We start from the raw sequence: 24,149 nt of genomic DNA on the forward strand, positions 1-24,149 counted from the left end.
ACATCGGACATATCTGTTTTCAGCATTCGCATCTGATTCCACATAGAACGGTCTTGCCAAGTCGCTTTTAGCCCATCACGTTTAACTTGTTTTAATACATCGAATACTGTTTCGCGGCGGTTCTGATAGTAGTCTGCTTCTTTTTTAATATTTTTCATAATTTGATCACTTGTTGAATTATGAAAATCAGAAAGCAAAACAACATAATCTCTATCAGTTTTTTCAGCAGCTGTTAGTGGAGTTTTATCTTTAGGATAAATAACAAAAGCACCATATAAACCGTCTTGTTCTTGTCCTTTACTATGTGAATGATACCAATAAGTACCATTTTGGCGGACTTTAAACTTATATTCATAAGTTGTATTAGGGGTAATGCCATGAAATTTGTTAAATCCAGGTACACCATCCATAATTCCAGGTAATAATAAGCCATGCCAATGGATTGAAGAGTCCTGATTTTTTAACTTATTGTGAACACGGATAACGGCCTCATCACCTTCTTCAAATTCAAGAAGTGGTGCAACGAATTTACCATTTACAGTAATTCTCTTTAGCGGTTTTCCTGTGATATTTACAGTTTGTTCAGCGATTGTTAAATCATATTCTTTAACTGCCGCCATTACCCAAGTTGATGAAAATAAACCAACTCCAATTAAGAGTATATGACTTAACTTTTTTGACATTCTATCTCACCTTTAGAAAGGTCAAGATTGAAGTAATAAAGCAAATATTTAGTATAAACTTTAATACTTCTTTCTCGCTATTTATAAAATTATTTATTGCTACCAGGCATATTCATCTTTGAATGATCCATTTTAGAATGGTCCATATTCATCATAGAATGATCCATTTTTGACATGTCAGATGAGTTAGGAGACTGATGTTGACTATGATCTTGCTGAGTCTTGTCATCTTTTTCCATTTTACAAGGTTTTGTACAAGGTTTCTGTGCTTTTACCGTTTTAGTGGCACTTGAGGTTGATACATCTTTTGCCCAAGATTGAGTACCAGCAATTAAAGTTCCAGCACACATTAAAATTGTTAGACTACGACGCACTACAGTTTTCATAAATTTCTCTAAAAGTTAATTTCTTGCTACTACAATAAAGTGAAGCACTGAACATCTAAGTGACTTGAAAATGACATTTTTGTAATCTATCTCGATCAGATGTTTTATAACGTTATTATAGTTTTAATGAATGACTTAGGATTCGGAAATGAGAATACTATTAGTTGAAGATGAACAAAAAACTGGTGATTATCTCAAGCAAGGTTTATCCGAAGCTGGCTATATTACGGACTGGGTTACAGATGGGTTAACGGGTAAACATCAAGCTCTTTCTGAAGAGTATGACTTAATTATTTTAGACGTGATGTTACCTGGACTAAATGGTTGGAATATTATCAATGATATTCGTAGCAGCGGTAAAACAATGCCCATTCTTTTTCTTACCGCCCGAGATCAAATCGAAGATCGAGTAAAAGGTTTAGAGTTAGGCGCTGATGATTATTTAGTAAAGCCTTTTGCTTTTGCAGAGCTTCTTGCTCGAATCAAAACTCTCCTTAGACGAGGGCAACAAAGAGAAGATAATAATATTATTAAGATTGCTGATTTAGAACTTGATTTGAGAAAACGTCGGGTAACACGAGCAGGTCAACGCATTGATCTGACGGCAAAAGAATTCGCGCTTATGGAGCTTTTCATGCGTAGACGAGGTGAAATTTTACCAAGAGCGCTGATTGCTTCTCAAATTTGGGATATGAACTTTGATAGTGATACAAATGTAGTTGAAGTCGCTATTAAACGATTAAGAAATAAAGTAGATAGTAATTTTACCCCTAAGTTAATTCAGAATATTCGAGGAATGGGGTATGTATTAGAGGTAGAAGATGAATAATAAATTATTCAAATCTATCAGTTTTCGTATTGGTATTATTTTCTCATTATCGACTATATGCATTCTCATTATGATGGGGTTTTTCATCCATAAATTAGTGATGCATCATTTTGAAACGCAAGATCGTACCCAATTAGAAGGTAAAATCCAGCTGATTCAGAATCTTCTCCAACAGCATCCTAAAAATTCTCCAGAACTTGATCTATATTTGAATGATGCTTTAGTTGGACACCATGATCTTATGGTCCAAATAGAACGACCGGCAGGTCAGATTTTATTTAGTTCAGCATCCTCAATCATTAATACTCAACAGTTAATCAAGTCAGCAAATAACCCTTGGATTAAATGGAAAATTAAGAATAAGACCTATCGTGGCATGATCTACAACACGGATATAAACAAAAATACTGAAATACAATCTGTACGCATTATTGTGGGGATCGATACATCTGAACATCTACATTTTTTAAATGATTTTAAGCGTCAACTTTTTTACATTGGTTTAGCCGGTACGATTTGTTTAATGTTTTTAGGCTGGTTTGCAACCTGGAGAGGTTTAAGACCCGTGCAAAAAATGGCTAAGGTCGCAGAAGGCATTTCTGCCCAACATCTTTCAGAACGTTTAGAAGTTGAGCACACACCAACAGAACTAAAATCATTAGCAATTGCCTTCAATGATATGCTCGACAGACTAGAATCAGCTTTAGAAAGGCTTTCCGATTTTTCATCTGATTTAGCGCATGAAATTAGAACACCGATTAATAACTTAATGACTCAAACTCAAGTATGTCTTGCCCGTAAACGAGATACCAGTACCTATCAAGAAGTACTATTTTCTAATTTAGAAGAATTAGAACGTTTGGCTCGAATGGTATCCGATATGCTTTTCTTGGCAAAAGCAGAACATGGCCTAAAATTACAGAACTTACAGAATATTGACCTGGTTAAAGAAGTTACAGCTTTATTTGATTTCTATGATGCGCTAGCTGCCGAAAAAAATATGATACTTCAACAAACAGGATCTGGAAATGTCAAAGGTGATCCTGCTATGTTACGTCGCGCACTCAGCAACCTATTGTCTAATGCAGTTAAATATGGAAACAAGAATTCTACAATACAGATAAAACTTCAACAGAATTTAGATAACACAATATTTTCAATTGAAAATGAAGGCCCTGAAATCTCTCCTGAACAACTATCCAGGTTATTTGATCGATTTTATCGAACAGATGCATCTAGACAAAGAACAGAAGAAGGAACCGGCTTAGGGCTCGCGATAACAAAATCTATTCTTGATATGCTTGGGGCGACCATCCAGGCTGAATCCCTCAATGGTCGAATCATTTTTACCATTGTTTTTCAAAGTGAATCCATGCAAGGGGAATCATTTTAACTCATTTTTTGAACATCTTCCATTTACCCGAGTTGACCTTACATAAAGCTCAAACTGAGCGCCAGAGCTACGCCAGCACCTATCATGGCAATTGTGTAGCCAAATATGATAGCTCGGCCAAACTGTGCCCCCCCTGTCATCCATGCAATTGTCGCTTTGCTTAACATGTTGCTCAGTGTGGCCAGCCCTAGCGCGACAGCAGCCACATTTGTTGTTAAGCCTTCAGTACTATGCAGGCGGGCAAGTGAGACTAAAATAGCATCTACGTCTGCTAGCCCAGAAATAGTCGATAATACGAAGATGCCGCTGGTGCCCAACCATTGTTTTGCTGCCGGGACCAAGACTGCCATGACAGCCAGGAAAGCAGCGAAGCTGAATGCTGTCCCAAGATCAAAAGGAGCCATTGCTTCTATTGTTCGATCGTTGTTTTCAGCGCTGGTAATTTGGCGTTGTCTCCACAATGCCATACCCAGCAGAAGGATTCCCGCAATCATCATTGCACCACCAAAAGTGCTTAGCAATGCTGGCTCAATGACGCCTATCAGCACAACCATACGAAAAAACATGATGCCACAGGCAGCCAATGTTCCAGAAATAGCAGCACTGACCATGACGGGGTGCTGGCGTGTATAGCGTGCCAGTGCGACAGTTGCAGCTGTAGAAGATGCCAAACCACCCAATAGACCTGTCCAGAATATGCCTCTTTCTGAACCGGTAAGCCGCATGGCAAAATGACCTGCCAGAGAGAGTCCGGCAATCAGGATCACTGCCCACCATAACTGGTAAGGATTTAATGCAGCAAAAGGTCCCAGACCCGTATTGGGTAAGTAGGGTAATATAACGACAGAAAGTACCAGCAACTGCAGGGATGCGGTTAATTCACGATGCTCTATCAAGCGTAGCCAACCGTGTAAGGTTGGCTTGAGATCCAAAAATACAGCGACGATTACAGCCGCGGTTAATGCTAAAGTAACATTACCATGGGATGCATATGCACCTAAAACTAATGTCAACAGCATCGCGATCGTCGTGGTAGCGCTTAGATTACCGGAAATTTTTGCGGTACGAGCATAGGACACTGTTAGTAATAAGGAAAGCCCTAATACGGCCGCGACCAGCGGCCAAGGCCCGAAGTTTGGTTGTAAATGACCGAGCACTCCTCCGAGCAATCCTGTCAATGTGAAGGTACGTAGGCCTGCTACTCGGCTGCCCTCGGGCAATTCACGATCGTGCCATCCTCGTTCTAAACCAATGAGCAGGCCGATGGCAAGTGCTGCAACCAGCCCTGATACATCTGGTGGAAGAAAGGAACTCTCTATCATAACTTTTTATTTCGCAGGCGAAGGGCATTGGTGATGACTGAAGCTGAACTCAAACTCATCGCCAAGGCGGCAATCATCGGTGACAACAACCAACCGGTAAATGGATATAGTACGCCAGCCGCGATAGGGATACCCAAAGCATTGTAAAGGAAAGCAAACATGAGGTTCTGTTTCATGTTGCCGACAGTAGCTTCCGAAAGTGAACGGGCAACAGCAATCCCTCGTAAATCTCCCTTGATCAGCGTAACTTGGGCACTATTCATTGCAACATCAGTCCCGGTGCCCATAGCGATACCGACATCAGCCTTGGCTAGTGCTGGTGCATCATTGATTCCATCGCCAGCCATTGCCACGATGCGACCTTGCTTCTGCAATTTGCTGACCAGTTCGAGTTTATCTGCGGGTTTAACTTCACCATGTACCTCATCAATACCCAGACGTGATGCGACTGAACGGGCAGTGGTGAGACCATCTCCTGTTGCCATCACGATACGTAGTCCAGCTTCCTTCAGGGTGGCAAGTGCTTCAGGGGTACTTTTTTTGATGGGATCGGATACTGCAAGCAGGCCGGCCAATTCACCATTGATGGCTAGATGCATCACACTTGCACCTTCTGAACGCAGCTCTTCGGCTTGCGGAATCAGAGATTGTACCGAGATACCCAATTGCTCCATCAGTGCTGTGTTGCCCAAAGCTAACTGACGATCGCCCACTTGACCTCGAACACCAATCCCTGAGCCCGATTCAAAATTATCTGGTGTTTCAAGAGACAGGCCACGTTCGTGTGCTGCGTTTACAATCGCTTCGGCTAGCGGGTGTTCACTGCCTTGATCAAGACTGGCGGCTAAACGTAATACTTCAGATTCGTCAAAATCTGATGCGGCAACTACACGATCGAATACAGGGCGTCCTTCAGTTAACGTACCTGTTTTATCGATGATTAGTGTGTCAATCTTGCGTAGATTCTCAATGGCTGCTGCATCACGGAACAGCACACCATGAGTAGCACCTTGACCCGTCGCAACCATGATAGACATTGGAGTTGCCAAGCCTAGTGCACAAGGACAGGCAATAATGAGTACTGCCACAGCATTGATTAATGCATAAACCCAGCTTGATTCTTCTGGGCCGAATAGTCCCCATCCAAAGAAGGTAAGCAAGGCAATGGTCACTACAGCCATGACGAACCAACCTGCTACCTGATCAGCCATACGTTGCATTGGTGCTCTCGATCGTTGAGCTTGCGCCACCATCTGTACGATCTGGGATAACATGGTACTTGAACCAATTTTCTCTGAACGCATGATCAATGAACCATTGGTATTCAGGGTAGCTCCAATGACTTTATCGCCGATACGTTTAGTGATAGGTAAAGGTTCACCTGTCAGCATCGATTCATCCACTGAACTACTTCCTTCAGTGATTACACCATCCACAGGCACTTTTTCACCTGGGCGAATTCTGAGTAAATCTCCTACATGGACATGCGTTAGAGGAACATCTTCTTCAGTTCCATCAGGCAGGATTCGGCGAGCTGTTTTAGGAGCGAGCCCAAGGAGTGACTTAATTGCAGCAGAAGTTTGCGAACGTGCTTTTAACTCCAATATTTGTCCCAGTAGGGTCAATGAAATGATGACCGCTGAAGCTTCAAAGTAAACAGCGACACGACCCATGGAAATAAATGAGTCTGGGAAGATTTGCGGTGCAATGGTTGCGACCACACTATAAATAAATGCAGCTCCAGTGCCCAAACCAATCAGCGTCCACATGTTCGGGCTGCGATTCACAACCGATTGCCAACCACGGGAAAAAAATGGCCAACCTGCCCACAGTACAATCGGGAGTGACAACACTAATTCAATCCAGCTCTGAACTGCCATGTCGAATAGGTTCAGTTGATGGCCAAACATTGCCAAAAAAGTCACGACTATGGTGAGTGGCAGTGTCCACCAGAAGCGTCGACGGAAATCACGTAACTCAGGATTCTCATCTTCCTCTAACTCGGGAATGAGTGGTTCCAGTGTCATTCCGCATTTAGGACAGTTTCCAGGATGATCCTGTCTAATTTCTGGATGCATTGGGCAAGTATAGATGGTCGTGCCTGTTGTGCTTGCATCATTAACGGATTGAGTAGTCTGATGATGCTGTGTATGTGCATCGGCAGTCGTCGTTGCGGGTTTAGCGATATATTGCACCGGGCTGCTATGAAACTTTGATTGACATTTATCACTGCAAAAAAAGTAAGTTTTCCCCTTAAATTCCTCATGGTATTTCGATTCTTCAGTGACGGTCATACCACAGACTGGGTCTTTCAATACGTCTGTTGTAGCCTGTGTCATATGATCCTGATTATGATTTTTTTGATCTAACATGAATAATTCTCTTATGGCAAAATAGTTTTATGGCCGAATTTCGGAATAAATCTCGGAGTCTGTTGGGCATAGCTGTCATAGACAGCGCCAAATTGTTTACTCATTTCAGCCTCTTCCTTAATTGCCAAGCGGCTGTACATTAAGAGTAAGATTGGAAACATAATCAGTGTCAGTAAAGTTGGCCATTGCAATAAAAACCCCAGCAAGATCATTACAAAAGCTACGTATTGCGGGTGACGTATACGTGCATAAGGGCCTGTGATCGCTAAAGAATGCTGACGTTGCGCGTTGTACAGCACGTGCCATGACGTTGATAACAGGTAAAATCCATAGCCCAAGAAAACGTAACTGGCGATATGCAAAATGCCAAAATGTGGATCACCTTTTTCACCTAATAGCGTTGACCACAAGTGACCTGCATTATGAGAAAGTAAGTCAAGTTGAGGGAAGCGAGTTTGAAGCCAACCAGATAACAGGTAAATGGTTAAAGGAAAACCATACATTTCGACAAATAGAGCAATGATAAAAGCCGAAAAGGCCCCAAATGTACGCCAATCGCGCGCAGTCGAAGGTCTAAAAAAACTGAAAGCGAACATGATAAAAACTGCTGAGTTAATGATAACCAGCGTCCATAAACCATAAGCCGATTCCGCATGATTCATGAGGGGTCTCCTGGTTCGCGTGATTTTTTATTATCTGATGTGTCTGGATTTTTCTGTTGATGATGGTGATGTCCATGACCACCATGCATAAAAATATGCATGAGTGGGCATGCTAAAAGGAGTAAAAAGGGTAAAACACCAACGACATGGGCCAAATGCTCGGTTAAGAGAAAATAGGCTGCCACACCACCAATCACGAATAGGCCGATGGCATAACGTGTAGACCAAAAGTTAGGTACTGAATTATGTTCTTGAGGTTGATGGTTCATGGTGCTTCCCTCTCTAATTCATGGGTAATTATTTAGTTGCTGACGGAGGCATACAGTCCATCATCATCTGCATCATGGATTGCATCATGTCCATACGTTTTTCCATCATCTGCTGACGGTCAGCCATATTTGCATTCATGCTTTGGCCGCTCATCTGTTTTATCATGCTCATACCTCCTTGCATGAGTTTCATGTGCTCAGCCATAAGTTTTTGACGTTCTTGAGGGTTTTTTGCAGCCATCATCTTCTCATGCATGGCTTGCATCGCCTTCATGTGTTGATCCATTGCAGCCATTTTATCTGTAGCAGTGGTGCTGGTAACTGTTTGCTTAATTGTTACTGCAGATGGTGCTGTTTTTTCAGGGTGGTGATCTTTGTGTTCATCGGATTGCTGTGCAAATGTATTCAATGACGCGGCTGCGATACATAAGCCCAAAAAAATGTTTTTGAATTTCATCATAATTTTTTCCTTTAAATAATTTGGAAGTAAAAGCTATGTTTTAGTACTGAACAGAGACTAGGAATTTGACTACTAAACTGATGAATTTTTGGTTATTCTCTGTTTCTCTTAAAAATTTTAGCACTATTAATTAATTATTTTTAAAAATGACAAAAATGTAATTTTGAGATCTTCTCGAAATATATAGTCTATGCTGAGATGACAAAAATTTTATTTAATATTAATCTTTTAAAACTATTAAAGTTGTTATGATTTTATGTGCTTAAAAAAATAAAAATGAAATGATTAGATGACTCCAAGGCTAGTTAGAGACACATTCTTAATGTAATTTACACTGTTATTCCTTTAAAGAAAAAATACAGTTGATCAAAATAGTTTTTTATAGAAAAAAGGGTGGATAATTTAATTATTAAACTTATTGGTATATTTATTAGATAGAAGGTAAAGAAGATTATTTTTAATATTAGGGTTTATAATCCAAATTTCAGAGTAAGGAATCTACTACTTATATAATAGAGATTCCATCTCCAAAACAGTACTACTGTATGAATGAGTTGTATTCAATGCAGGGAAGAATGTAGATCCTTAATACTAACGGAAAATTATTTTACTGAATTTTCATGTAAAGACTCATTTAATTGATCAATCACTGTCGTCCATTCACCATCAGAGTGTAGTTTTTCTTCTAAAAAATGACGTTGAGCATCAGTCCAAAAAATTGCTTGTGTTAAAAAAACATCTCCAGCTAGCTGATGGCTCTCTATGAATTTTGCAATTGCTTCTTCAGTAGAAGCTAAACCAAGCTGTTCAAATAATTTGGTCATTCTTGGACGTGTTTGAGTCATGTGCTTAGCCCACAAATTTATATTAGATCAAATTAAACATAACATGTTTATATTTAAAATAAAATATAAAAAATTAAATAGCTACTATTTTCTTAGACAAAATGATTACTACATTTCATAAATCAACCACCTACATAATTTGTTTGTTAAATGATCATTATTTTTCAATAAGATTATTTTAATAGTTAAAGATTTTAAATTTTAAAAATGACAAAAATGTAATTTTGAAGTCATCGCTCTGTTTCTGTCTCTCACTAATAATTGAAATATAAGAGGAGATGATGTGGTCTCATTAAATATAGATTTTATAAAGTCATCTCTAATGAACTAACGAATCAAGAGGAAACGTAAATGAAATTATTTCAAAATAAAATGACTGCTCTACGTAATGTTGTAGTAGCTGCAACGATGATTGTGGCTACTACAACTACGTTCGCTCATGTGAGTTTAGTGAGTGCGATTCCTGCGGAAAATGCATCTATCCTTAGTCAACCAAAGAACTTGACCCTTAACTTTGGTGCAGAGGTTATGTTGATGAATATTAAGTTACTGGATGCTCAGCGAAGAGATGTTCCTTTAAAATATAAAGTTACTCATGACTTAAAGAAATCCTTTGATGTCGCTCTTCCGAAACTGAAAAAAGGTAAATATACCGTTGTCTGGACAACAATGGGGAAAGATGGTCACAACATGAATGGTGAATATAGTTTCACTATTAAATCAACTAAATAAGAATTGATTACCTTTCAACATGTCAGTGAGGTGCTGGCATGTTGTTCTAGAATGGACAAAAATAATGATTTCTGAATATTGGATGTGGGCCACTTGGTTAACTAAGGTTATTTTATATTTAAGTGTAGCTTTTGTCGTTGGTGGAGCCTTTTGCTATTTTTTACTTAGACAATATCTTGAACTAAAAGAATCGATTCTTAAATATATTACAATTGGCGCTGGATTAGGCCTAATTTCCAGTACCTTGGGATTTTTTATTCTGATTGGTAGTTTTGCCAATACTGGTATTACAGGGATGGTGGACCCCACGTATATTAATATATTGGTTAATACTCCGACGGGGTATATATACGTTCTTCGTTCTATTAGTTTTGCTCTTTTACTTCTTCTCATGGTGGTTAAAGTTAACAGGAACAAAGGTCAGTTTTCTATAATTGAAAGTTCAATATTTTGTATTTTACTTATCCCGATTATTTTTAGTTTTTCCCAGCTCGGACATGTCGCTAATTTAACCTTAGTTGCTCAAATTTTATTATCAATCCATATTCTAGTTATGTCGTTATGGATGGGGTCTTTATATCCGTTATGGAAAACCAGCCGGGAAATAAGTGGTTTACCTTTAAAAGATCGCATGCATGTATTTGGACGTATTGCTGCTTTCATTGTTGGGATATTAATCGCCTGTGGCGCTAGTGTAGCTCTTCTTTTAATTAAAGATTTTAATACCTTAATCAATACTGCATATGGCTATGGTTTCATGGTTAAAATGTTTTTTGTTATAAGTATTCTACTTTTAGCTGCCTTCAACAAATGGTATTTCACCCCGCGTCTTCAACATCCTAAATTCGCTAAACACCTTAGTCATGCCATTTTATTTGAGATGTTATTAGGTCTATCAATTCTATTAACAACAGGCTATATAACCACTGTCGTGGGTATTGAATAAGAGAATTTCAAAATAAGGGAATTGAGGAAATTTAACATTACTGCATTTATCTTTTGTAGCTGAGCAATAAAGTTTCTACTGGACTGTCAACTTACGACAATCAGAACAGTAAAATCGCATCATGAGGCATTATACATAAAGGTAGTCACCGGTTTTTAGCTTATCTTCAACCCATAACGGTCTCATCTATTCAGTTCACTACCATTGATTGAAATAACTAATCTTATAAATTTCAGAGTGATCGTAGATGACAAAAATGTCATTTTAAAGTCACATTAATGTTGGTTAAGTACTTTTACTGTAGTCATTAGAACACTCTTCTTTGGAATACTCTGAAGAAAACTGTAAGGTTGTAAACAGACCAAGTTACAGCGAGTAACTGATTCAGAAAAAGGCTGGTTGTATGGTGAAAGTTTAGAGTTACTGTTCTAATGTTTTAAACAAATGTTTTGTTAAAAAGGAGCAACATATGAAATTTCACATCGCTAATATGACTTGTGGTGGTTGTGCACGCGGCATTACTACCGCAATTAAAGAGCTCGACTCGAATGCTTCACTCGATATTGATTTACAAAACCGTATCGTTGAAATCAACACAACAGTGAGTCAGGATAAAGTCATTGCCACTCTCAGTGAGCGTGGATTTACAGCTGATCCTGCTTAATCTCTGTTAGAGTAACAGTGGGAATTCCTTACCACTTTTACTCTCTCTTATTTTCCTCATCGTACAGATAAAATCTGTACTTGCTTGCAATAAAAGTAGCCCCTGAATTCCCCATAATCTTGGTTCGAGCTGATCTTCGCATATAGAACTCAGCATATCTAAATGATAGAGATCGTATATGAGTACCGAAATGACTGATACGCCACACTACAGTGAAACATTAGAGATTGAGGGGATGACATGTGCTTCTTGTGTAGGCCGTGTGGAAAAAGCTTTAAAATCTGTTGAGGGTGTTGAATCGGCTCATGTAAATCTGGCTACCGAAAAAGCAGTCATTTATGCGCATCAACCACTTGATCGCGCTACTTTAATTAAAGCCGTAGAAAAAGCAGGCTACGAAGTGGAAGCACTGCAACCAATAGAGCTTACGATTGAGGGTATGTCATGTGCTTCTTGTGTAGGTCGAGTAGAAAAAGCCTTAAAATCTGTTGAGGGTGTGGAATCAGCACATGTAAATCTGGCTACTGAAAAAGCGACTATTCAGGCAAGCTCATCTGTCACTCGTGACTCGTTAATTCAGGCTGTCACCAAAGCAGGGTTTGAAGCAAAGTCAGTTCATCAAACTACGGAAAGCTTTCAAGATAAAAAAAATATTGAATTAGAAAAACTTAAAAAAGATTTAATTTTGTCAGTCTTATTGACTCTACCCGTTTTTATTTTAGAAATGGGATCACACCTGATTCCCGCCTTTCATACGTTTATGATGGATAACATTGGCCAACAAAATAGCTGGTTAATGCAATTTTTCTTGACCACAGTAGCATTAATTTTTCCAGGCCGACGCTTCTTCAAAAAGGGCATCCCAAGTTTATTCCGCTTAGCACCAGACATGAATTCCTTGGTGGCTGTAGGAACATTGGCTGCTTATCTTTATTCAGTGGTTGCTACTTTCTTTCCAAGTGTCCTGCCACAAGGCACGGTCAATGTTTATTATGAAGCTGCAGCGGTTATTATCACTTTAATTCTATTAGGTAGATTTTTTGAAGCCAAGGCAAAAGGCCGAACGTCTTTAGCAATTCAACATCTAGTTGGAATGCAGCCTAAAGTTGCCAGAATACAGCTCAATAATCAGGTGATAGAAGTTCCGATTGCCGAAGTTCAAACAGGAACGATTGTAGAGATTAGACCAGGCGAGCGTATCCCTGTCGATGGTGAAGTTATTCACGGCCAAAGTTTTATTGATGAATCCATGATTACTGGCGAGCCTATGCCCGTTGAAAAAACGATAGGCTCTACTGTGGTAGGAGGAACAATTAACCAAAGTGGCAGCTTAAATATCAAAGCCACCTCTGTTGGTAGTTCATCAGTGCTTTCTCAAATCATCCGAATGGTTGAACAGGCACAGGGTTCCAAGCTGCCTATTCAGGCATTGGTTGATAAAATTACCATGTGGTTTGTACCTGTAGTAATGGGTCTCTCTCTTTTAACTTTTCTTACGTGGTTTATCTTCGGCCCTGAACCAGCCCTAACTTTTAGTTTAGTGAACGCGGTTGCTGTACTCATTATTGCATGTCCTTGTGCGATGGGACTTGCAACGCCTACATCAATCATGGTGGGAACTGGGCGGGGTGCTGAAATGGGGGTTTTATTTCGTAAAGGTGAAGCTTTACAGCTGCTCAAAGAAACTAAAGTGGTTGCAGTTGATAAAACAGGGACTCTGACTGAAGGGAAACCAGTTTTAACCGATCTGCATGTCTTAGAAGGGTTTGAATACAATGCCGTACTTTCACTTATGGCAGCCGTTGAATCAAAGTCTGAGCATCCTATTGCTCGAGCAATTGTACAAGCCGCTATAGATAAGGAATTAATCCTGTCTCCTGTTGCTGATTTCAAGTCAGTCACGGGCTATGGAATAGAAGCAACGGTGTCTGAACATTTGGTTCATATTGGTGCAGATCGATATATGGAAAAACTAGGTTTGAATCCTAATGTTTTTTCTCAATTTTCGGATCGTTTGGGAGAAGAAGGAAAAACCCCTCTCTATGTTGCGATTGACCAGAAACTTGCTGCCATTATTGCTGTAGCAGATCCAATTAAAGAATCAACATTTGCTGCAATTGAAGCGTTACATCAGTTAGGTTTAAAGGTTGCCATGATTACAGGTGATAACCGTCATACAGCTCAAGCGATTGCAAAAAAACTAGGTATTGATGAGGTTATTGCAGAAGTCTTACCAGAAGGTAAAATAGAGGCCGTTAAAAAATTAAAAAATCAATATGGTAAACTCGCATATGTTGGAGATGGCATTAATGATGCCCCTGCACTTGCAGAAGCAGATATTGGTTTAGCAATAGGTACAGGTACAGACGTAGCTATTGAAGCTGCTGATGTGGTTTTGATGTCTGGCAACCTGAAAGGAGTGCCAAATGCTATCGCTTTAAGCAAAGCGACTATAACCAATATTCGTGAAAATTTATTTTGGGCATTTGTTTACAATGCAGCTCTGATTCCTATTGCAGCAGGTGTACTTTATCCGCAATTTGGACTGCTACTTTCTCCTGTATTTGCTGCTGGTGCAATGGCTCTCTCGTCAATATTTGTACTAGGAAATGCTTTACGATTAAAACGTTTTAAAGCCCCCCTTGCAATTATTTAACCCTTTTTTATATACATTTAAAGTTTTGTTGGATTAATTTTAAAGCAAAGCAAATCAAATTGTTACAAATGTAAGAACAAAAGTGGGGAGTAGGTCGTAAGATAACCCTAAATTAATGTAGGTGTGGTACACGAACATGGATCTCCTTATCTTTGCTATCAAACTTCCTCTCACTGCGAATATTTCTACATAAAGTTATTATATGCATCAACATTTCAACCTTAAATCTCCATTGAGTACGTTTTCTGTTTATCCCTAGAATCTTACTTAGTCTTCCAAATACTAGGATTAAATAACTTATCCCTACGTATCTACTCTTTTTGTTTGCGATAAGAACCGCGGTTGTTCTAAGATGAATGCCCGCATGAGCTAGCAGACCTGCTCATACTCGTCATCTTTCTATGGCGGTATAAGCAGACACTTTATGACAAGGGTTACTTTTTCCTTCTTCTGGAATCTAATTATGTATATAAGATAGTAAAAATGAAACCTTGACATTATAGGTTGAAACACGATCTCCTCGTTCTTCTCGGGCGGTAGAATCTATACACCTAATAAGTATTGGTCCATGTCTTCGATAGAGATTTTTACGCCCCTTGCTTTTCCATTTGCTGTGTCTTATTGACCTACTGGCTGGAGAGTCCATAAGTAGAAGAAGGCCATAGCTTCTTTGTAGGTACCTGATATCTACAAAAGGTTTATTTGTTCTACTAAATTGATTGGTGTAATCAAAAGCTATCCAATTTAATTCGCAATATGTAAAGTGATTTCTAACAAAGACAATGTCCATCTGGAATGACGGTTAGTAGCAGCATCGAATCGTTTATTAGCATTAGATGATTACGTCCGGGTACGTTAGCTGGTACCCTTGAACAATTATGGATGGAAGATTTTGCAGCAGTGCAAAAACGAATCAACCGGAAATCTGACAGCGGCTGGTAAGTGTACTATTCTAACCTTGCCTATTGATTTAGAGATTTTTGTTAATTCAGACCTTAAAGATCTTGATGGGCCAACGACGATGATTGGTTTGTCTCAGGATATTCCTCTCAATAATAAACGCGCTTTGCGTAGGCAGTTGGCAAGGTTTCAAGGGAATAACAACCAATTTGAGGCATTGAAGCGTCAGGCAGAATTAAAAGCCGATTTTCGTGTTTGTATGGCAAATTGGTATGCGGCTTCAAAACGGGTAGAAATTTATTCTACCGAAAGCAAGATGAACGCGAGACAAGCCCATGTTCTGAATGAAAAATTGAAGCTTGGTAGAGTTATTCCATCTGATGTTCAATTGAGTTCAGCTTTATCGTCTGAATCAAAACTACGTTATCAGAACGAAGTGAAGAAAGTTCAATTTCAAAAAAATCTGTGTTCCAAATTCATATCTGTATTACCTGATCAAGCAATTGAAGTTCCTTTAAGCATTAACTTTGCGGATAAAGTGAGCTTATCTGAACAAGACGCCTTGCTTAAAACTCAACTGGCTAAAACCCAGTATGAATTAGCTAAAAAAGAAGCCGTGCCAGATATTACGCTGGGTTTAGGAGTAAGGAACTATCAGGAAACCAACGACAAAGTATTCCTGGTTTCTACATCAATTCCATTAACTGTTTTTAATCGAAATAAGGGGAAAATTGCACTTGCGCAAGCTGAGCAAGTGCATGCAGAAACTCGTTCTATTCTCGTAAACCGTAACTCCAAAATTGAATTAGAAAATAAGTCTATTGAAGTATCCAACCTGATTGATTCGATCAAAAACTATGATCAGTCGATACTTCCTGCTACCAAAGAAAGTTTGAGAATTGCTGAAATGGGCTATCAGGCAGGAAAAATCTCTTTACTTGAATTCAATAGTATTAAGCAAATTTGGTTGGATAAACATCTCGCTCGATTCGATTTGTGGTTGGCTTTGCAAAATCAAATTGCAGAGGTTGAACGAAATTATGTGACCAATTTAGATCAAGAATAAGGCCTGAAAATATGAATAAACTAACCAATACTTTAATTACTACAGGTGTTATCGCTTTATTAGTCATTTTATGTGCAATCGCTTGGTACAAAACGGGTAATAAAGCCGAAACTTCAAGTCATAGTGAAGGGGCTGAAGAAAAAGTTGCTGTAGTAGGAGATGAAAAAGGCCCGCATGGGGGCCGTTTATATCGCGATGGTGATTTTGCTGCTGAAGTCAAAATCTTCGAGGAAGGGGTAGAGCCTCATTTACGGGTGTATGGCTACTTTAAAGATAAGCCATTAAAACCAGAAGAGATTAATGCCAATATTTTTATCAAGCGTCTTGATGCAGAACAAACCATCTCATTTAAGCCTGAAAGTGATTACTTGATTGGGAATGAAATTGTCTATGAGCCACATTCATTCTTGATGGTGATCAATGTTGATTATCAAGGTAAAAAACATACTTGGAAATGGGATACCAAAGAGGGACGAGTCACTATGCTTGATAGCAGTATCAAGAGCAGTGGTTTGGAACTTTTAAAAGTTGAACGCATGATGTTTGAAAATGCACTTGAACTCAAAGGTGAACTGAAATTTCCTGATAATTTTGAAAGTTTTATTACCCCTAAAGCGAGCGGAACATTAATAAAAACGTACCGTTCAATTGGCGATCAAGTGAATCAGGGGGATCTTTTGGCGACTGTACAAAGTCCAGATTTAATTCGTCTTAATGCGGAACGTACTCTTGCATTGGATACCTTACAATTTGCCCGTAAAAAGATGGAGCAGGAACGAGCTTTATTCCAAAAGCGTGTTTCACCTGAAATTGATTACATCAATGCCAAACGTGAATTTGAAAATGCTCAGACTAGGGCTAATGAACTCAATAGTTTAATCAGCTCTTATGGAGGTGCGGGTAATGGAACAATTGAAGTCAGAGCCGCAATGTCAGGTACGATTTTACAAGTGCTTGGAGCAGTTGGTTCTAATGTAACGCCATCATCTCCATTGTTCAAAATAGCTAATACATCTCAGTTGCTTGCTGTGGTTAATGTACCAGCAGGTAAATTAGATGCTATAAATCCAAACAATAAAGTAACTGTTAAGCCTCAAACTCAAACAGGCACAGAAGAAGCGTTGGGACGTATCAAATATATCAGTGATGTGATTGATCCAAAAACACGAACTGCGCAAGTCTTTATTGAAATTCCAAACCAGTTTAAATGGCGTTCAGGGCAGTTAATCACTGCACAAATCTTTGAAAACCAGAGCATGAAACCGATGGTTGTCCGTGAAGATGCTTTGCAAAACTTCCGTGATTGGGATGTGGTGTTTATTCGTGTCGGGAATGACTTTGAAGCACGTCCTCTAGAGTTAGGCGATAAATTTAATGGTTTTGTTGAAGTTAAATCTGGTCTAAAAGCAGGGCAGATTTATGCAGCAGGTAATTCTTATTTATTAAAAGCAGAGCTGGGTAAATCTGGCGCTACTCATGATCATTAAGGAGTAGCGTTTATGTTTGACCAAATTGTAAAGCTCTCGATAAAGAATCGTTGGCTGGTACTGATCATTTTCCTATTCATAGGGGCATTTGGCGTTTACAACTATTTTAAACTGCCCATTGATGCTGTACCCGATATTACCAACGTACAAGTTCAAATTAACAGTGAGGCCCAGGGCTTATCTCCAACCGAGATGGAATCCCAGGTCACCTACCCCATTGAAACGGCTTTGGCTGGTATTCCTAATCTGGACTATACCCGATCAGTATCCAGATACGGCTTATCTCAAGTGACTGCGATTTTTAAGGAAGGCACGGACATTTACTTTGCCCGTCAGCTAGTGAATGAAAAGTTGCAAGGGGTTACACCAAGTCTTCCAGGAGGTATATCGACTTCTATGGGTCCTGTTTCTACAGGACTTGGCGAAATCTTCATGTACACGGTGGAAAATGCAAAAAACAACCCGACTCCACTTTCACCGACTGAATTGCGAACACTTCAGGATTGGGTCATTAAACCTCAGCTTCGAAATGTCGAAGGTGTGAATGAAATCAATACCATTGGTGGTTATTTAAAACAATTTGTTGTTCAACCTGATTATGCTTATTTGCGTAGCATAGGGTTGGATCAGAAAGCGATTTTAGAGGCGATCTCTAAGAACAGCATGAACAAAGGTTCAGGCTATATTGAGAAAAATGGTGAGCAGTATTTAATCCGTTCTGATTCTCAAATTAACTCAATTGAACAAATCCAAAATATTCCGATCACGACGAGTAATGGTTATATCCTCAGATTGAAAGATGTTGCCAAAATATCGATTGGTCATGAATTACGGACAGGTGCTGCGACCAAAGATGGGCAAGAAATTGTACTGGGTACGGCATTCATGCTTATTGGTGAAAACTCCCGAAATGTTGCTCATGCTGTAGATCAAAAGCTACAACAGGTTCAAAAGTCGCTACCTGAAGGTGTTGAAGCTAAAGCGGTCTACAACCGAACAACTTTAGTTGATGCAACGATTCAAACCGTGAAGAAGAATTTACTTGAAGGTGCAATTCTGGTCATTGTCGTGTTGTTCATTTTTCTGGGTCATTTCCGTGCTGCGCTGATTACCGCAATGGTGATACCACTGTCGATGCTGATGACCATAACAGGTATGGTGAATCAGAAAATTAGTGCAAATTTAATGAGCTTAGGGGCTTTGGACTTCGGGATCATTGTCGATGGTGCCGTTGTAATTGTTGAAGCTTCACTTGCCAAATTGGCGATGAAGCAGAAAGAATTAGGACGAATACTCACCCGTCAAGAACGATTCACGACGGTTTTTGAAGCGACTAAGGAATCACGAAAAGCCATTCTCTATGGTCAGTTGATCATCATCTTGGTGTATCTGCCTGTCATGACGCTTACTGGTGTTGAAGGCAAGATGTTTACACCGATGGCAGCTACAGTTGTTATGGCTCTCGTGGCTGCAATGGTTCTTTCGATTACTTTTGTTCCTGCAATGGTGGCTTTGGTCACGACAGGCGAAATTAAGGAAGAGGAATCGAAGATTGTTCATTTCATTAAGAAAGTTTATAGCCCAATTTTAGATTGGTCTTTGAGTCATCGTTATAAGCTGATCGCGTTCGTAGCAATTTTCTTTGTATTCAGTGCGAGTCTTTCAACTCGTTTAGGTTCCGAATTTATTCCCTCATTAGATGAAGGTGATGTGGCATTACATGCACTTCGAATTCCTGGAACTTCTTTAACTCAAGCTGTTGAAATGCAGTATGCGCTTGAAAAAGAAATCGTCAAAATTCCTGAAGTGAAAACCATGTTTGCCAAAGTGGGGACAGCTGAAATTGCGACTGACCCAGTTCCACCAAACGTCGCTGATAATTTTGTGATATTGAAACCACGTAGCGAATGGCCGAATCCTGACAAGGAAAAATCAGCTGTCGTTGCCGATATTGAACGTGTGGCAAAAGGCGTTTATGGCAACAACTATGAGTTCACTCAGCCGATTCAAATGCGTTTTAACGAACTGATTTCAGGTGTCCGTACAGATGTTGCAGTGAAGATTTATGGTGATGATTTAGATCAGTTGCTTGAATCTGCAAATGCTGCAGCGAAAATTTTAGAAGGTGTGAATGGAACAGCCGACTTAAAAGTTGAACAGATGAGTGGGCTTCCAATGGTCTCTGTTGAACTCAAGAAAGACATGATTGCGAACTATGGGCTAGATGCAGAAGATGTGCAAAAGCACGTTTCTAATCTAATCACCGGTGAAACAGCAGGTAAAGTATTTGAGGGTGATCGTAAGTTCGATATTGTTGTGCGGATGGATCAAAACTCAGTAACTGACCTGGAAAAACTGTATCAAATTCCTGTCAGTTTGCCTGATGGTTCAAGTGTATTGTTGTCCGAATTGATTGAATTGAAGAATATTCAAGGACCCAACCAAATTTCTCGTGAAAATGGTAAACGTCGTATTGTGATCACGGCAAACGTGCGTGGTACTGATATCGGTAGTTACATTGCTGATGCACAATCAAAATTAAACTCTGATTTCCAAATGCCAGAAGGTTACTGGCTCACTTGGGGCGGTACTTTTGAACAAATGGAGTCCGCCTCTAATCGACTTATGATTGTTGTACCCATCGCTTTGATTTTGATATTTGCAATGATTTATATGGCCTTAGGCAATATCAGAAATAGTGTGCTGGTCTTTACTGGTGTGCCTTTTGCATTAACGGGTGGCGTCATTGCTTTAGCCCTCCGTGATATTCCTTTCTCTATCTCGGCTGCTGTTGGTTTTATTGCTTTATCGGGTGTTGCAGTACTCAATGGTTTGGTACTCGTATCGGCCATTCAGAGATTGCGTGATCAGGGTGAAGGGCTGATTGATGCAGTAAAACATGGTGCATTAGAACGTTTGCGGCCAGTGCTGATTACTGCACTGGTTGCCTCTTTGGGCTTTATCCCTATGGCTTTAAACGTGGGGATTGGTTCAGAAGTACAGCGTCCAATTGCAACCGTTGTTATAGGGGGAATTATTTCCTCAACGCTACTTACCTTGATTATTCTGCCCACCCTGTATGTTTGGTTTAACCAAGCTCTTCAGAAAAAATCTGACGATTTCGCTGAGCAGAAAGGGTAGAGAAGTTCAATATGATGGCAATAGTGCAAGATTCAAAAATGAGATATGTGATGATGTGGCTGGTTTGCATCATCAGTCTTGCACTATGTCTGCATTTTAACGAGCATGCGACTGAAAACCGCTTTCAAGAGCATGCCTATGTAGATGTGATTCATACTCATCATCATGAGGTAAATCAGCAACATTCACATCATCATCAAGATACCTATTACGAACATTTTTCTAATGTTGCATCTCTCAAAGAAATAGCACTCATCTTGCTTCTGTTAGGTGCGCAAATATTTGACCGTACGAAGAAATACGCTCTATTGCTTGCAAGTCGTATTTTTAAACCTCCAAAAAAAATCATGAGTTTTTTGAACCATTTTTTAATTTTTGGAGTTTGATTTAGATGCAAATTATTGATTCACATTATGTGAAGCTCAAAACCTATTTAAAGCTGTTGATTGCTTTAGGTATGGTCTTGATAAGTCCTGCACTTTTTGCTCATGGAGTTGCAGAGGGTGACAAAGGCTATATACAGGAAATCTACGGTGTTCATGTGATCCCCTTTATTTATCTGGGCGCCAAACACATGGTTACAGGTTATGACCATTTATTATTTCTGGTCGGTATTATTTTCTTCTTATACCGTATGAAAGATATTGGTTTGTATGTCAGCCTGTTCGCCATCGGTCATTCAGTTACCATGCTGATAGGGGTGTATTACAACATTTCGATGAATGCATACATTATTGATGCAATCATTGGTTTTTCTATTGTTTATAAAGCTTTAGATAATTTAGGTGCTTATCAGCGCTGGTTTGGATTCCAGCCCAATACAAAAATTGCCACGCTGATTTTTGGTTTGATTCACGGCTTTGGTTTAGCTGTAAAAATTCAGGAATATGAAGTGCCAGATGATGGCCTGCTTGCGAATCTGATCTCTTTCAACATCGGGGTCGAATTAGGGCAACTCATGGCATTAGCCATCATTTTACTGCTTATGACGATGTGGAGAAAAACCCCTTATTTCTTCAAAACAGCATATCAAAGCAATGTCTTCTTGATGTTCCTTGGTTTTCTACTTGTTGGCTACCAACTCACTGGCTTCATTACACAATAAGGATCTAAATTATGTTTAACGCTGAAATTCCAAAAGATGTTGAATTACCCTCTTCAAAGAAACTGATTAAATCCACTGTGGTTGCTGCGGTGAGTGCCGTTGTTGTTCTTGTGACTTGTGTAATGCCAGCCGAATACGCTATTGACCCTACTGGTGTCGGTAAAGTTTTGGGTTTAACCAAAATGGGGGAAATCAAGCAATCTTTAGCGGCTGAATCAGAGAATGGAATGGGAGAGACCCCTCAGATCCCTTCAGTAAATACTGCTAATAGTTCGGTTGCTCAGGCTGCTGTAACAAATGATAGCTCAAATACAATGCCCGCTATTAAGAAAGAATCGATCTCTATCGAATTAAAACCTAACCAGGCAACTGAAGTTAAGTTGGCTATGCCTAAAGATGCAAGTGTAAGCTTTGATTGGAAATCTTCAGGTGGTGGTCTGAACTATGACACGCATGGCGATCCTGTAAATGCGCCAAAAGACTTTTATCATGGTTACGGTAAAGGTAAAAATGAAACTGAGCAATCTGGAACATTAACCGCAGCCTTTGATGGTAAGCATGGTTGGTTCTGGCGTAATCGTACTGAAAGTACAGTAACGGTCACTTTAAACGTAGAAGGTCAATTCAGTGAAATGAAGAAGGTCTTCTAAGTTTTAATCAATCTCCTTGGACTAAACTCCAAGGAGATTCTAATTAGCATAAATATTAGGTTCTAAATAGGAGTCCCTAAAATGCTAGAAGTTTTAAAAAATACAACATATCGGCATTTGTTCTTAGCCCAAGTCATTGCTTTGATTGGTACGGGACTCATTACTATTGCTCTAGCTTTACAGGCTTATGACATCGCAAAAGGGCAGGCAGCGCAGGTCCTGGGTATTGCCTTGGCAATTAAAATGATTGCTTATATTGGGGTCGCACCCATTGCTTCCGCATTTGCTGAAAGATTACCGAGAAAAAAAGTTTTGGTGGGCTTAGATGTCATTCGAGCTTTAACCGCATTGTGTCTGCCTTTCGTGACTCAAATCTGGCAAATTTATATTTTGATTTTTATTCTACAGTCTGCTTCAGCCGCTTTTACCCCCACATTTCAAGCCATGATTCCTGATGTATTGCCCATAGAAGAAGAGTATACAAACGCGCTGTCTCTATCACGATTGGCCTACGACCTAGAAAATATTATAAGTCCAATGCTGGCAGGCTTGTTACTCACTGTGATGAGTTATCACAACTTGTTTTTGGGAACTGTGGTTGGATTTATTGGTTCGGCACTATTTGTAGTCAGTGCAAAATTACCAAATGCGAAAATGCCGGAGTTTATCGGGGTATATAACCGAATCAAACAAGGCGCAAAAATATATTTCAGAACACCTCGTTTAAAAGCATTGTTAGCTTTAAATCTCGCTATTGCTTCAGCCAGTGCAGTCGTTATCGTAAATACAGTCGTTCTTGTTCAAACGACCTTTGGCTTGACGGAAAAAGCGACGACATGGGCATTTGGTTTATTTGGATTAGGTTCAATGCTTGCTGCATTTGCATTGCCAAAAATATTAGATAAATTGAATGATAGAGCTGTCATGCTTTCAGGGACTGTGGTTCTCGTCGTTGGATTGCTGAGTGGCTACTTTATTTCTACCTATGCTTGGTTATTAGCACTTTGGTTTATATTAGGTATTGGTTATTCAGTTTCTCAAACACCAACCGGACGTCTTATTAGAAAGTCTGCATCAAGTGAAAATCGAACAGCGCTATTTGCAGCTCAATTTGCATTTTCACATGCCTGCTGGCTAATCACTTATCCATTAGTGGGCTGGTTAAGTACAAGCTTTGGAACGCTTATAACTTTTTTGCCTATGGCATTCATCGCCTTGGTATCAATAGTCGTCGCGTTTGTTATCTGGCCAAAAAACGATAATTTAGTTTTAGAACATACTCATCTTGATTTACCAGAAGATCACGAGCATTTATTGCAGCACAACTATAAAGGTAAGCATGAACATGAATTTATGATTGATAGCTATCACCAGCACTGGCCTAAATAGTGGCTTATATTTTTTTATTCTTAAGTGCATTTGGGGCAGCAACATTACTGCCTCTTCAATCAGAATCTGTATTGGCAGGAATGCTAATATTGGGAGAATATTCACCGGTTTTACTTATAGGTGTGGCAACGCTAGGGAATGTATTAGGTTGATGTGTGCTGATAAAAACGGAAGCTTTCACTTGGTAAACTA

20 protein-coding genes and 2 pseudogenes are annotated in these 24,149 nt (G+C 39.5%); 14 read left to right on the top strand and 8 right to left on the bottom strand.

The features are described 5' to 3' along the window. Positions 1–683 (bottom strand): multicopper oxidase domain-containing protein (locus F973_RS07715; protein ID WP_004760991.1); only part of this gene is annotated, 683 nt, incomplete at its 3' end. A gap of 89 nt (positions 684–772) precedes the next feature. Continuing rightward, positions 773–1,069, bottom strand: a complete 297-nt coding sequence (locus F973_RS07720; RefSeq protein WP_004760992.1) for a hypothetical protein — start codon at positions 1,067–1,069, stop codon at positions 773–775. 148 nt (positions 1,070–1,217) lie between these two features. On the opposite strand from F973_RS07720, the gene F973_RS07725 reads away from it, so the two are divergent. Further along, positions 1,218–1,898 carry a heavy metal response regulator transcription factor gene (locus F973_RS07725; RefSeq protein ID WP_004679347.1) on the top strand — a complete coding sequence of 227 codons (681 nt, stop codon included), beginning with the start codon at positions 1,218–1,220 and terminating at the stop codon, positions 1,896–1,898. Further along, on the top strand, positions 1,891–3,291 hold the full coding sequence (locus F973_RS07730) for a heavy metal sensor histidine kinase (RefSeq protein WP_004760993.1): 1,401 nt from the start codon (positions 1,891–1,893) through the stop codon (positions 3,289–3,291). The genes F973_RS07725 and F973_RS07730 overlap by 8 nt, the downstream gene beginning before the upstream one ends. Positions 3,292–3,329: 38 nt before the next feature. Here the strand turns inward: F973_RS07730 and F973_RS07735 are convergent, their stop codons facing one another. The 6 genes from F973_RS07735 to F973_RS07760 all read right to left on the bottom strand — a co-directional run bounded on the left by F973_RS07735 (position 3,330) and on the right by F973_RS07760 (position 9,221). Continuing rightward, a complete protein-coding gene (locus tag F973_RS07735) occupies positions 3,330–4,613 on the bottom strand; it encodes an MgtC/SapB family protein (protein ID WP_004760994.1) in 1,284 nt (427 codons plus the stop codon). Further along, positions 4,610–6,985, bottom strand: a complete 2,376-nt coding sequence (locus F973_RS07740) for a heavy metal translocating P-type ATPase (RefSeq protein ID WP_004760995.1) — start codon at positions 6,983–6,985, stop codon at positions 4,610–4,612. The genes F973_RS07735 and F973_RS07740 overlap by 4 nt, the downstream gene beginning before the upstream one ends. A gap of 11 nt (positions 6,986–6,996) precedes the next feature. Then, complete coding sequence (locus F973_RS07745; protein ID WP_004760996.1) at positions 6,997–7,647, bottom strand: methyltransferase family protein; 651 nt, start codon at positions 7,645–7,647, stop codon at positions 6,997–6,999. Continuing rightward, positions 7,644–7,916, bottom strand: coding sequence for a DUF2933 domain-containing protein (locus F973_RS07750; RefSeq protein ID WP_004755892.1), 273 nt, complete (start codon positions 7,914–7,916; stop codon positions 7,644–7,646). The genes F973_RS07745 and F973_RS07750 overlap by 4 nt, the downstream gene beginning before the upstream one ends. A gap of 28 nt (positions 7,917–7,944) precedes the next feature. Further along, positions 7,945–8,376 carry a hypothetical protein gene (locus tag F973_RS07755; protein WP_004760998.1) on the bottom strand — a complete coding sequence of 144 codons (432 nt, stop codon included), beginning with the start codon at positions 8,374–8,376 and terminating at the stop codon, positions 7,945–7,947. A gap of 602 nt (positions 8,377–8,978) precedes the next feature. Then, positions 8,979–9,221, bottom strand: a complete 243-nt coding sequence (locus tag F973_RS07760) for a DUF2789 family protein (protein WP_004281876.1) — start codon at positions 9,219–9,221, stop codon at positions 8,979–8,981. A 351-nt stretch (positions 9,222–9,572) separates the two neighbouring features. On the opposite strand from F973_RS07760, the gene F973_RS07765 reads away from it, so the two are divergent. The 12 genes and pseudogenes from F973_RS07765 to F973_RS15460 all read left to right on the top strand — a co-directional run. Continuing rightward, entirely contained in the window at positions 9,573–9,953 is a 381-nt protein-coding gene (locus F973_RS07765) for a copper resistance CopC family protein (RefSeq protein ID WP_004681441.1), read from the top strand. Positions 9,954–10,017: 64 nt separating this feature from the next. Continuing rightward, complete coding sequence (locus F973_RS07770; RefSeq protein ID WP_004761000.1) at positions 10,018–10,899, top strand: copper resistance D family protein; 882 nt, start codon at positions 10,018–10,020, stop codon at positions 10,897–10,899. A 469-nt stretch (positions 10,900–11,368) separates the two neighbouring features. Further along, positions 11,369–11,563, top strand: coding sequence for a heavy-metal-associated domain-containing protein (locus F973_RS07775; protein ID WP_004733233.1), 195 nt, complete (start codon positions 11,369–11,371; stop codon positions 11,561–11,563). Positions 11,564–11,741: 178 nt separating this feature from the next. After that, positions 11,742–14,219, top strand: a complete 2,478-nt coding sequence (locus F973_RS07780) for a heavy metal translocating P-type ATPase (protein WP_004664003.1) — start codon at positions 11,742–11,744, stop codon at positions 14,217–14,219. A gap of 985 nt (positions 14,220–15,204) precedes the next feature. Then, positions 15,205–16,185: pseudogene (locus F973_RS07785) on the top strand (TolC family protein); the annotation flags it as partial. Positions 16,186–16,196: 11 nt separating this feature from the next. Then, positions 16,197–17,672 (top strand): efflux RND transporter periplasmic adaptor subunit, encoded by a 1,476-nt coding sequence (locus tag F973_RS07790; protein ID WP_004761003.1) that lies wholly within the window; start codon positions 16,197–16,199, stop codon positions 17,670–17,672. 12 nt (positions 17,673–17,684) lie between these two features. Continuing rightward, the gene (locus tag F973_RS07795; RefSeq protein WP_004761004.1) at positions 17,685–20,813 is read left to right on the top strand and encodes an efflux RND transporter permease subunit; all 3,129 of its coding nucleotides are present in this window, start codon (positions 17,685–17,687) and stop codon (positions 20,811–20,813) included. Positions 20,814–20,824: 11 nt separating this feature from the next. Further along, complete coding sequence (locus F973_RS07800) at positions 20,825–21,199, top strand: hypothetical protein (protein WP_004761005.1); 375 nt, start codon at positions 20,825–20,827, stop codon at positions 21,197–21,199. Between the two features lie 5 nt (positions 21,200–21,204). Continuing rightward, a complete protein-coding gene (locus F973_RS07805) occupies positions 21,205–21,918 on the top strand; it encodes a HupE/UreJ family protein (protein WP_004761006.1) in 714 nt (237 codons plus the stop codon). 11 nt (positions 21,919–21,929) lie between these two features. After that, positions 21,930–22,568, top strand: a complete 639-nt coding sequence (locus F973_RS07810; protein WP_004761007.1) for a hypothetical protein — start codon at positions 21,930–21,932, stop codon at positions 22,566–22,568. Between the two features lie 81 nt (positions 22,569–22,649). Beyond that, positions 22,650–23,957 carry an MFS transporter gene (locus F973_RS07815; RefSeq protein WP_004761009.1) on the top strand — a complete coding sequence of 436 codons (1,308 nt, stop codon included), beginning with the start codon at positions 22,650–22,652 and terminating at the stop codon, positions 23,955–23,957. Beyond that, positions 23,954–24,106: pseudogene (locus tag F973_RS15460) on the top strand (DedA family protein); the annotation flags it as partial. The gene F973_RS07815 and the pseudogene F973_RS15460, both read left to right, overlap by 4 nt. Between the last annotated feature and the right edge of the window lie 43 nt (positions 24,107–24,149).

Origin of the sequence: Acinetobacter sp. CIP 102129, assembly GCF_000368305.1 — a bacterium.
Taxonomy (GTDB): domain Bacteria; phylum Pseudomonadota; class Gammaproteobacteria; order Pseudomonadales; family Moraxellaceae; genus Acinetobacter; species Acinetobacter parvus.

Excerpts from the sequence above, each read along its gene's own strand:
- F973_RS07720 (WP_004760992.1), bottom strand. The coding sequence starts at position 1,069 with ATGAAAACTGTAGTGCGTCGTAGTCTAACAATTTTAATGTGTGCTGGA.
- F973_RS07725 (WP_004679347.1), top strand. The coding sequence starts at position 1,218 with ATGAGAATACTATTAGTTGAAGATGAACAAAAAACTGGTGATTATCTC.
- F973_RS07730 (WP_004760993.1), top strand. The coding sequence starts at position 1,891 with ATGAATAATAAATTATTCAAATCTATCAGTTTTCGTATTGGTATTATT.
- F973_RS07735 (WP_004760994.1), bottom strand. The coding sequence starts at position 4,613 with ATGATAGAGAGTTCCTTTCTTCCACCAGATGTATCAGGGCTGGTTGCA.
- F973_RS07740 (WP_004760995.1), bottom strand. The coding sequence starts at position 6,985 with ATGTTAGATCAAAAAAATCATAATCAGGATCATATGACACAGGCTACA.
- F973_RS07745 (WP_004760996.1), bottom strand. The coding sequence starts at position 7,647 with ATGAATCATGCGGAATCGGCTTATGGTTTATGGACGCTGGTTATCATT.
- F973_RS07750 (WP_004755892.1), bottom strand. The coding sequence starts at position 7,916 with ATGAACCATCAACCTCAAGAACATAATTCAGTACCTAACTTTTGGTCT.
- F973_RS07755 (WP_004760998.1), bottom strand. The coding sequence starts at position 8,376 with ATGATGAAATTCAAAAACATTTTTTTGGGCTTATGTATCGCAGCCGCG.
- F973_RS07760 (WP_004281876.1), bottom strand. The coding sequence starts at position 9,221 with ATGACTCAAACACGTCCAAGAATGACCAAATTATTTGAACAGCTTGGT.
- F973_RS07765 (WP_004681441.1), top strand. The coding sequence starts at position 9,573 with ATGAAATTATTTCAAAATAAAATGACTGCTCTACGTAATGTTGTAGTA.
- F973_RS07770 (WP_004761000.1), top strand. The coding sequence starts at position 10,018 with ATGATTTCTGAATATTGGATGTGGGCCACTTGGTTAACTAAGGTTATT.
- F973_RS07775 (WP_004733233.1), top strand. The coding sequence starts at position 11,369 with ATGAAATTTCACATCGCTAATATGACTTGTGGTGGTTGTGCACGCGGC.
- F973_RS07780 (WP_004664003.1), top strand. The coding sequence starts at position 11,742 with ATGAGTACCGAAATGACTGATACGCCACACTACAGTGAAACATTAGAG.
- F973_RS07790 (WP_004761003.1), top strand. The coding sequence starts at position 16,197 with ATGAATAAACTAACCAATACTTTAATTACTACAGGTGTTATCGCTTTA.
- F973_RS07795 (WP_004761004.1), top strand. The coding sequence starts at position 17,685 with ATGTTTGACCAAATTGTAAAGCTCTCGATAAAGAATCGTTGGCTGGTA.
- F973_RS07800 (WP_004761005.1), top strand. The coding sequence starts at position 20,825 with ATGATGGCAATAGTGCAAGATTCAAAAATGAGATATGTGATGATGTGG.
- F973_RS07805 (WP_004761006.1), top strand. The coding sequence starts at position 21,205 with ATGCAAATTATTGATTCACATTATGTGAAGCTCAAAACCTATTTAAAG.
- F973_RS07810 (WP_004761007.1), top strand. The coding sequence starts at position 21,930 with ATGTTTAACGCTGAAATTCCAAAAGATGTTGAATTACCCTCTTCAAAG.
- F973_RS07815 (WP_004761009.1), top strand. The coding sequence starts at position 22,650 with ATGCTAGAAGTTTTAAAAAATACAACATATCGGCATTTGTTCTTAGCC.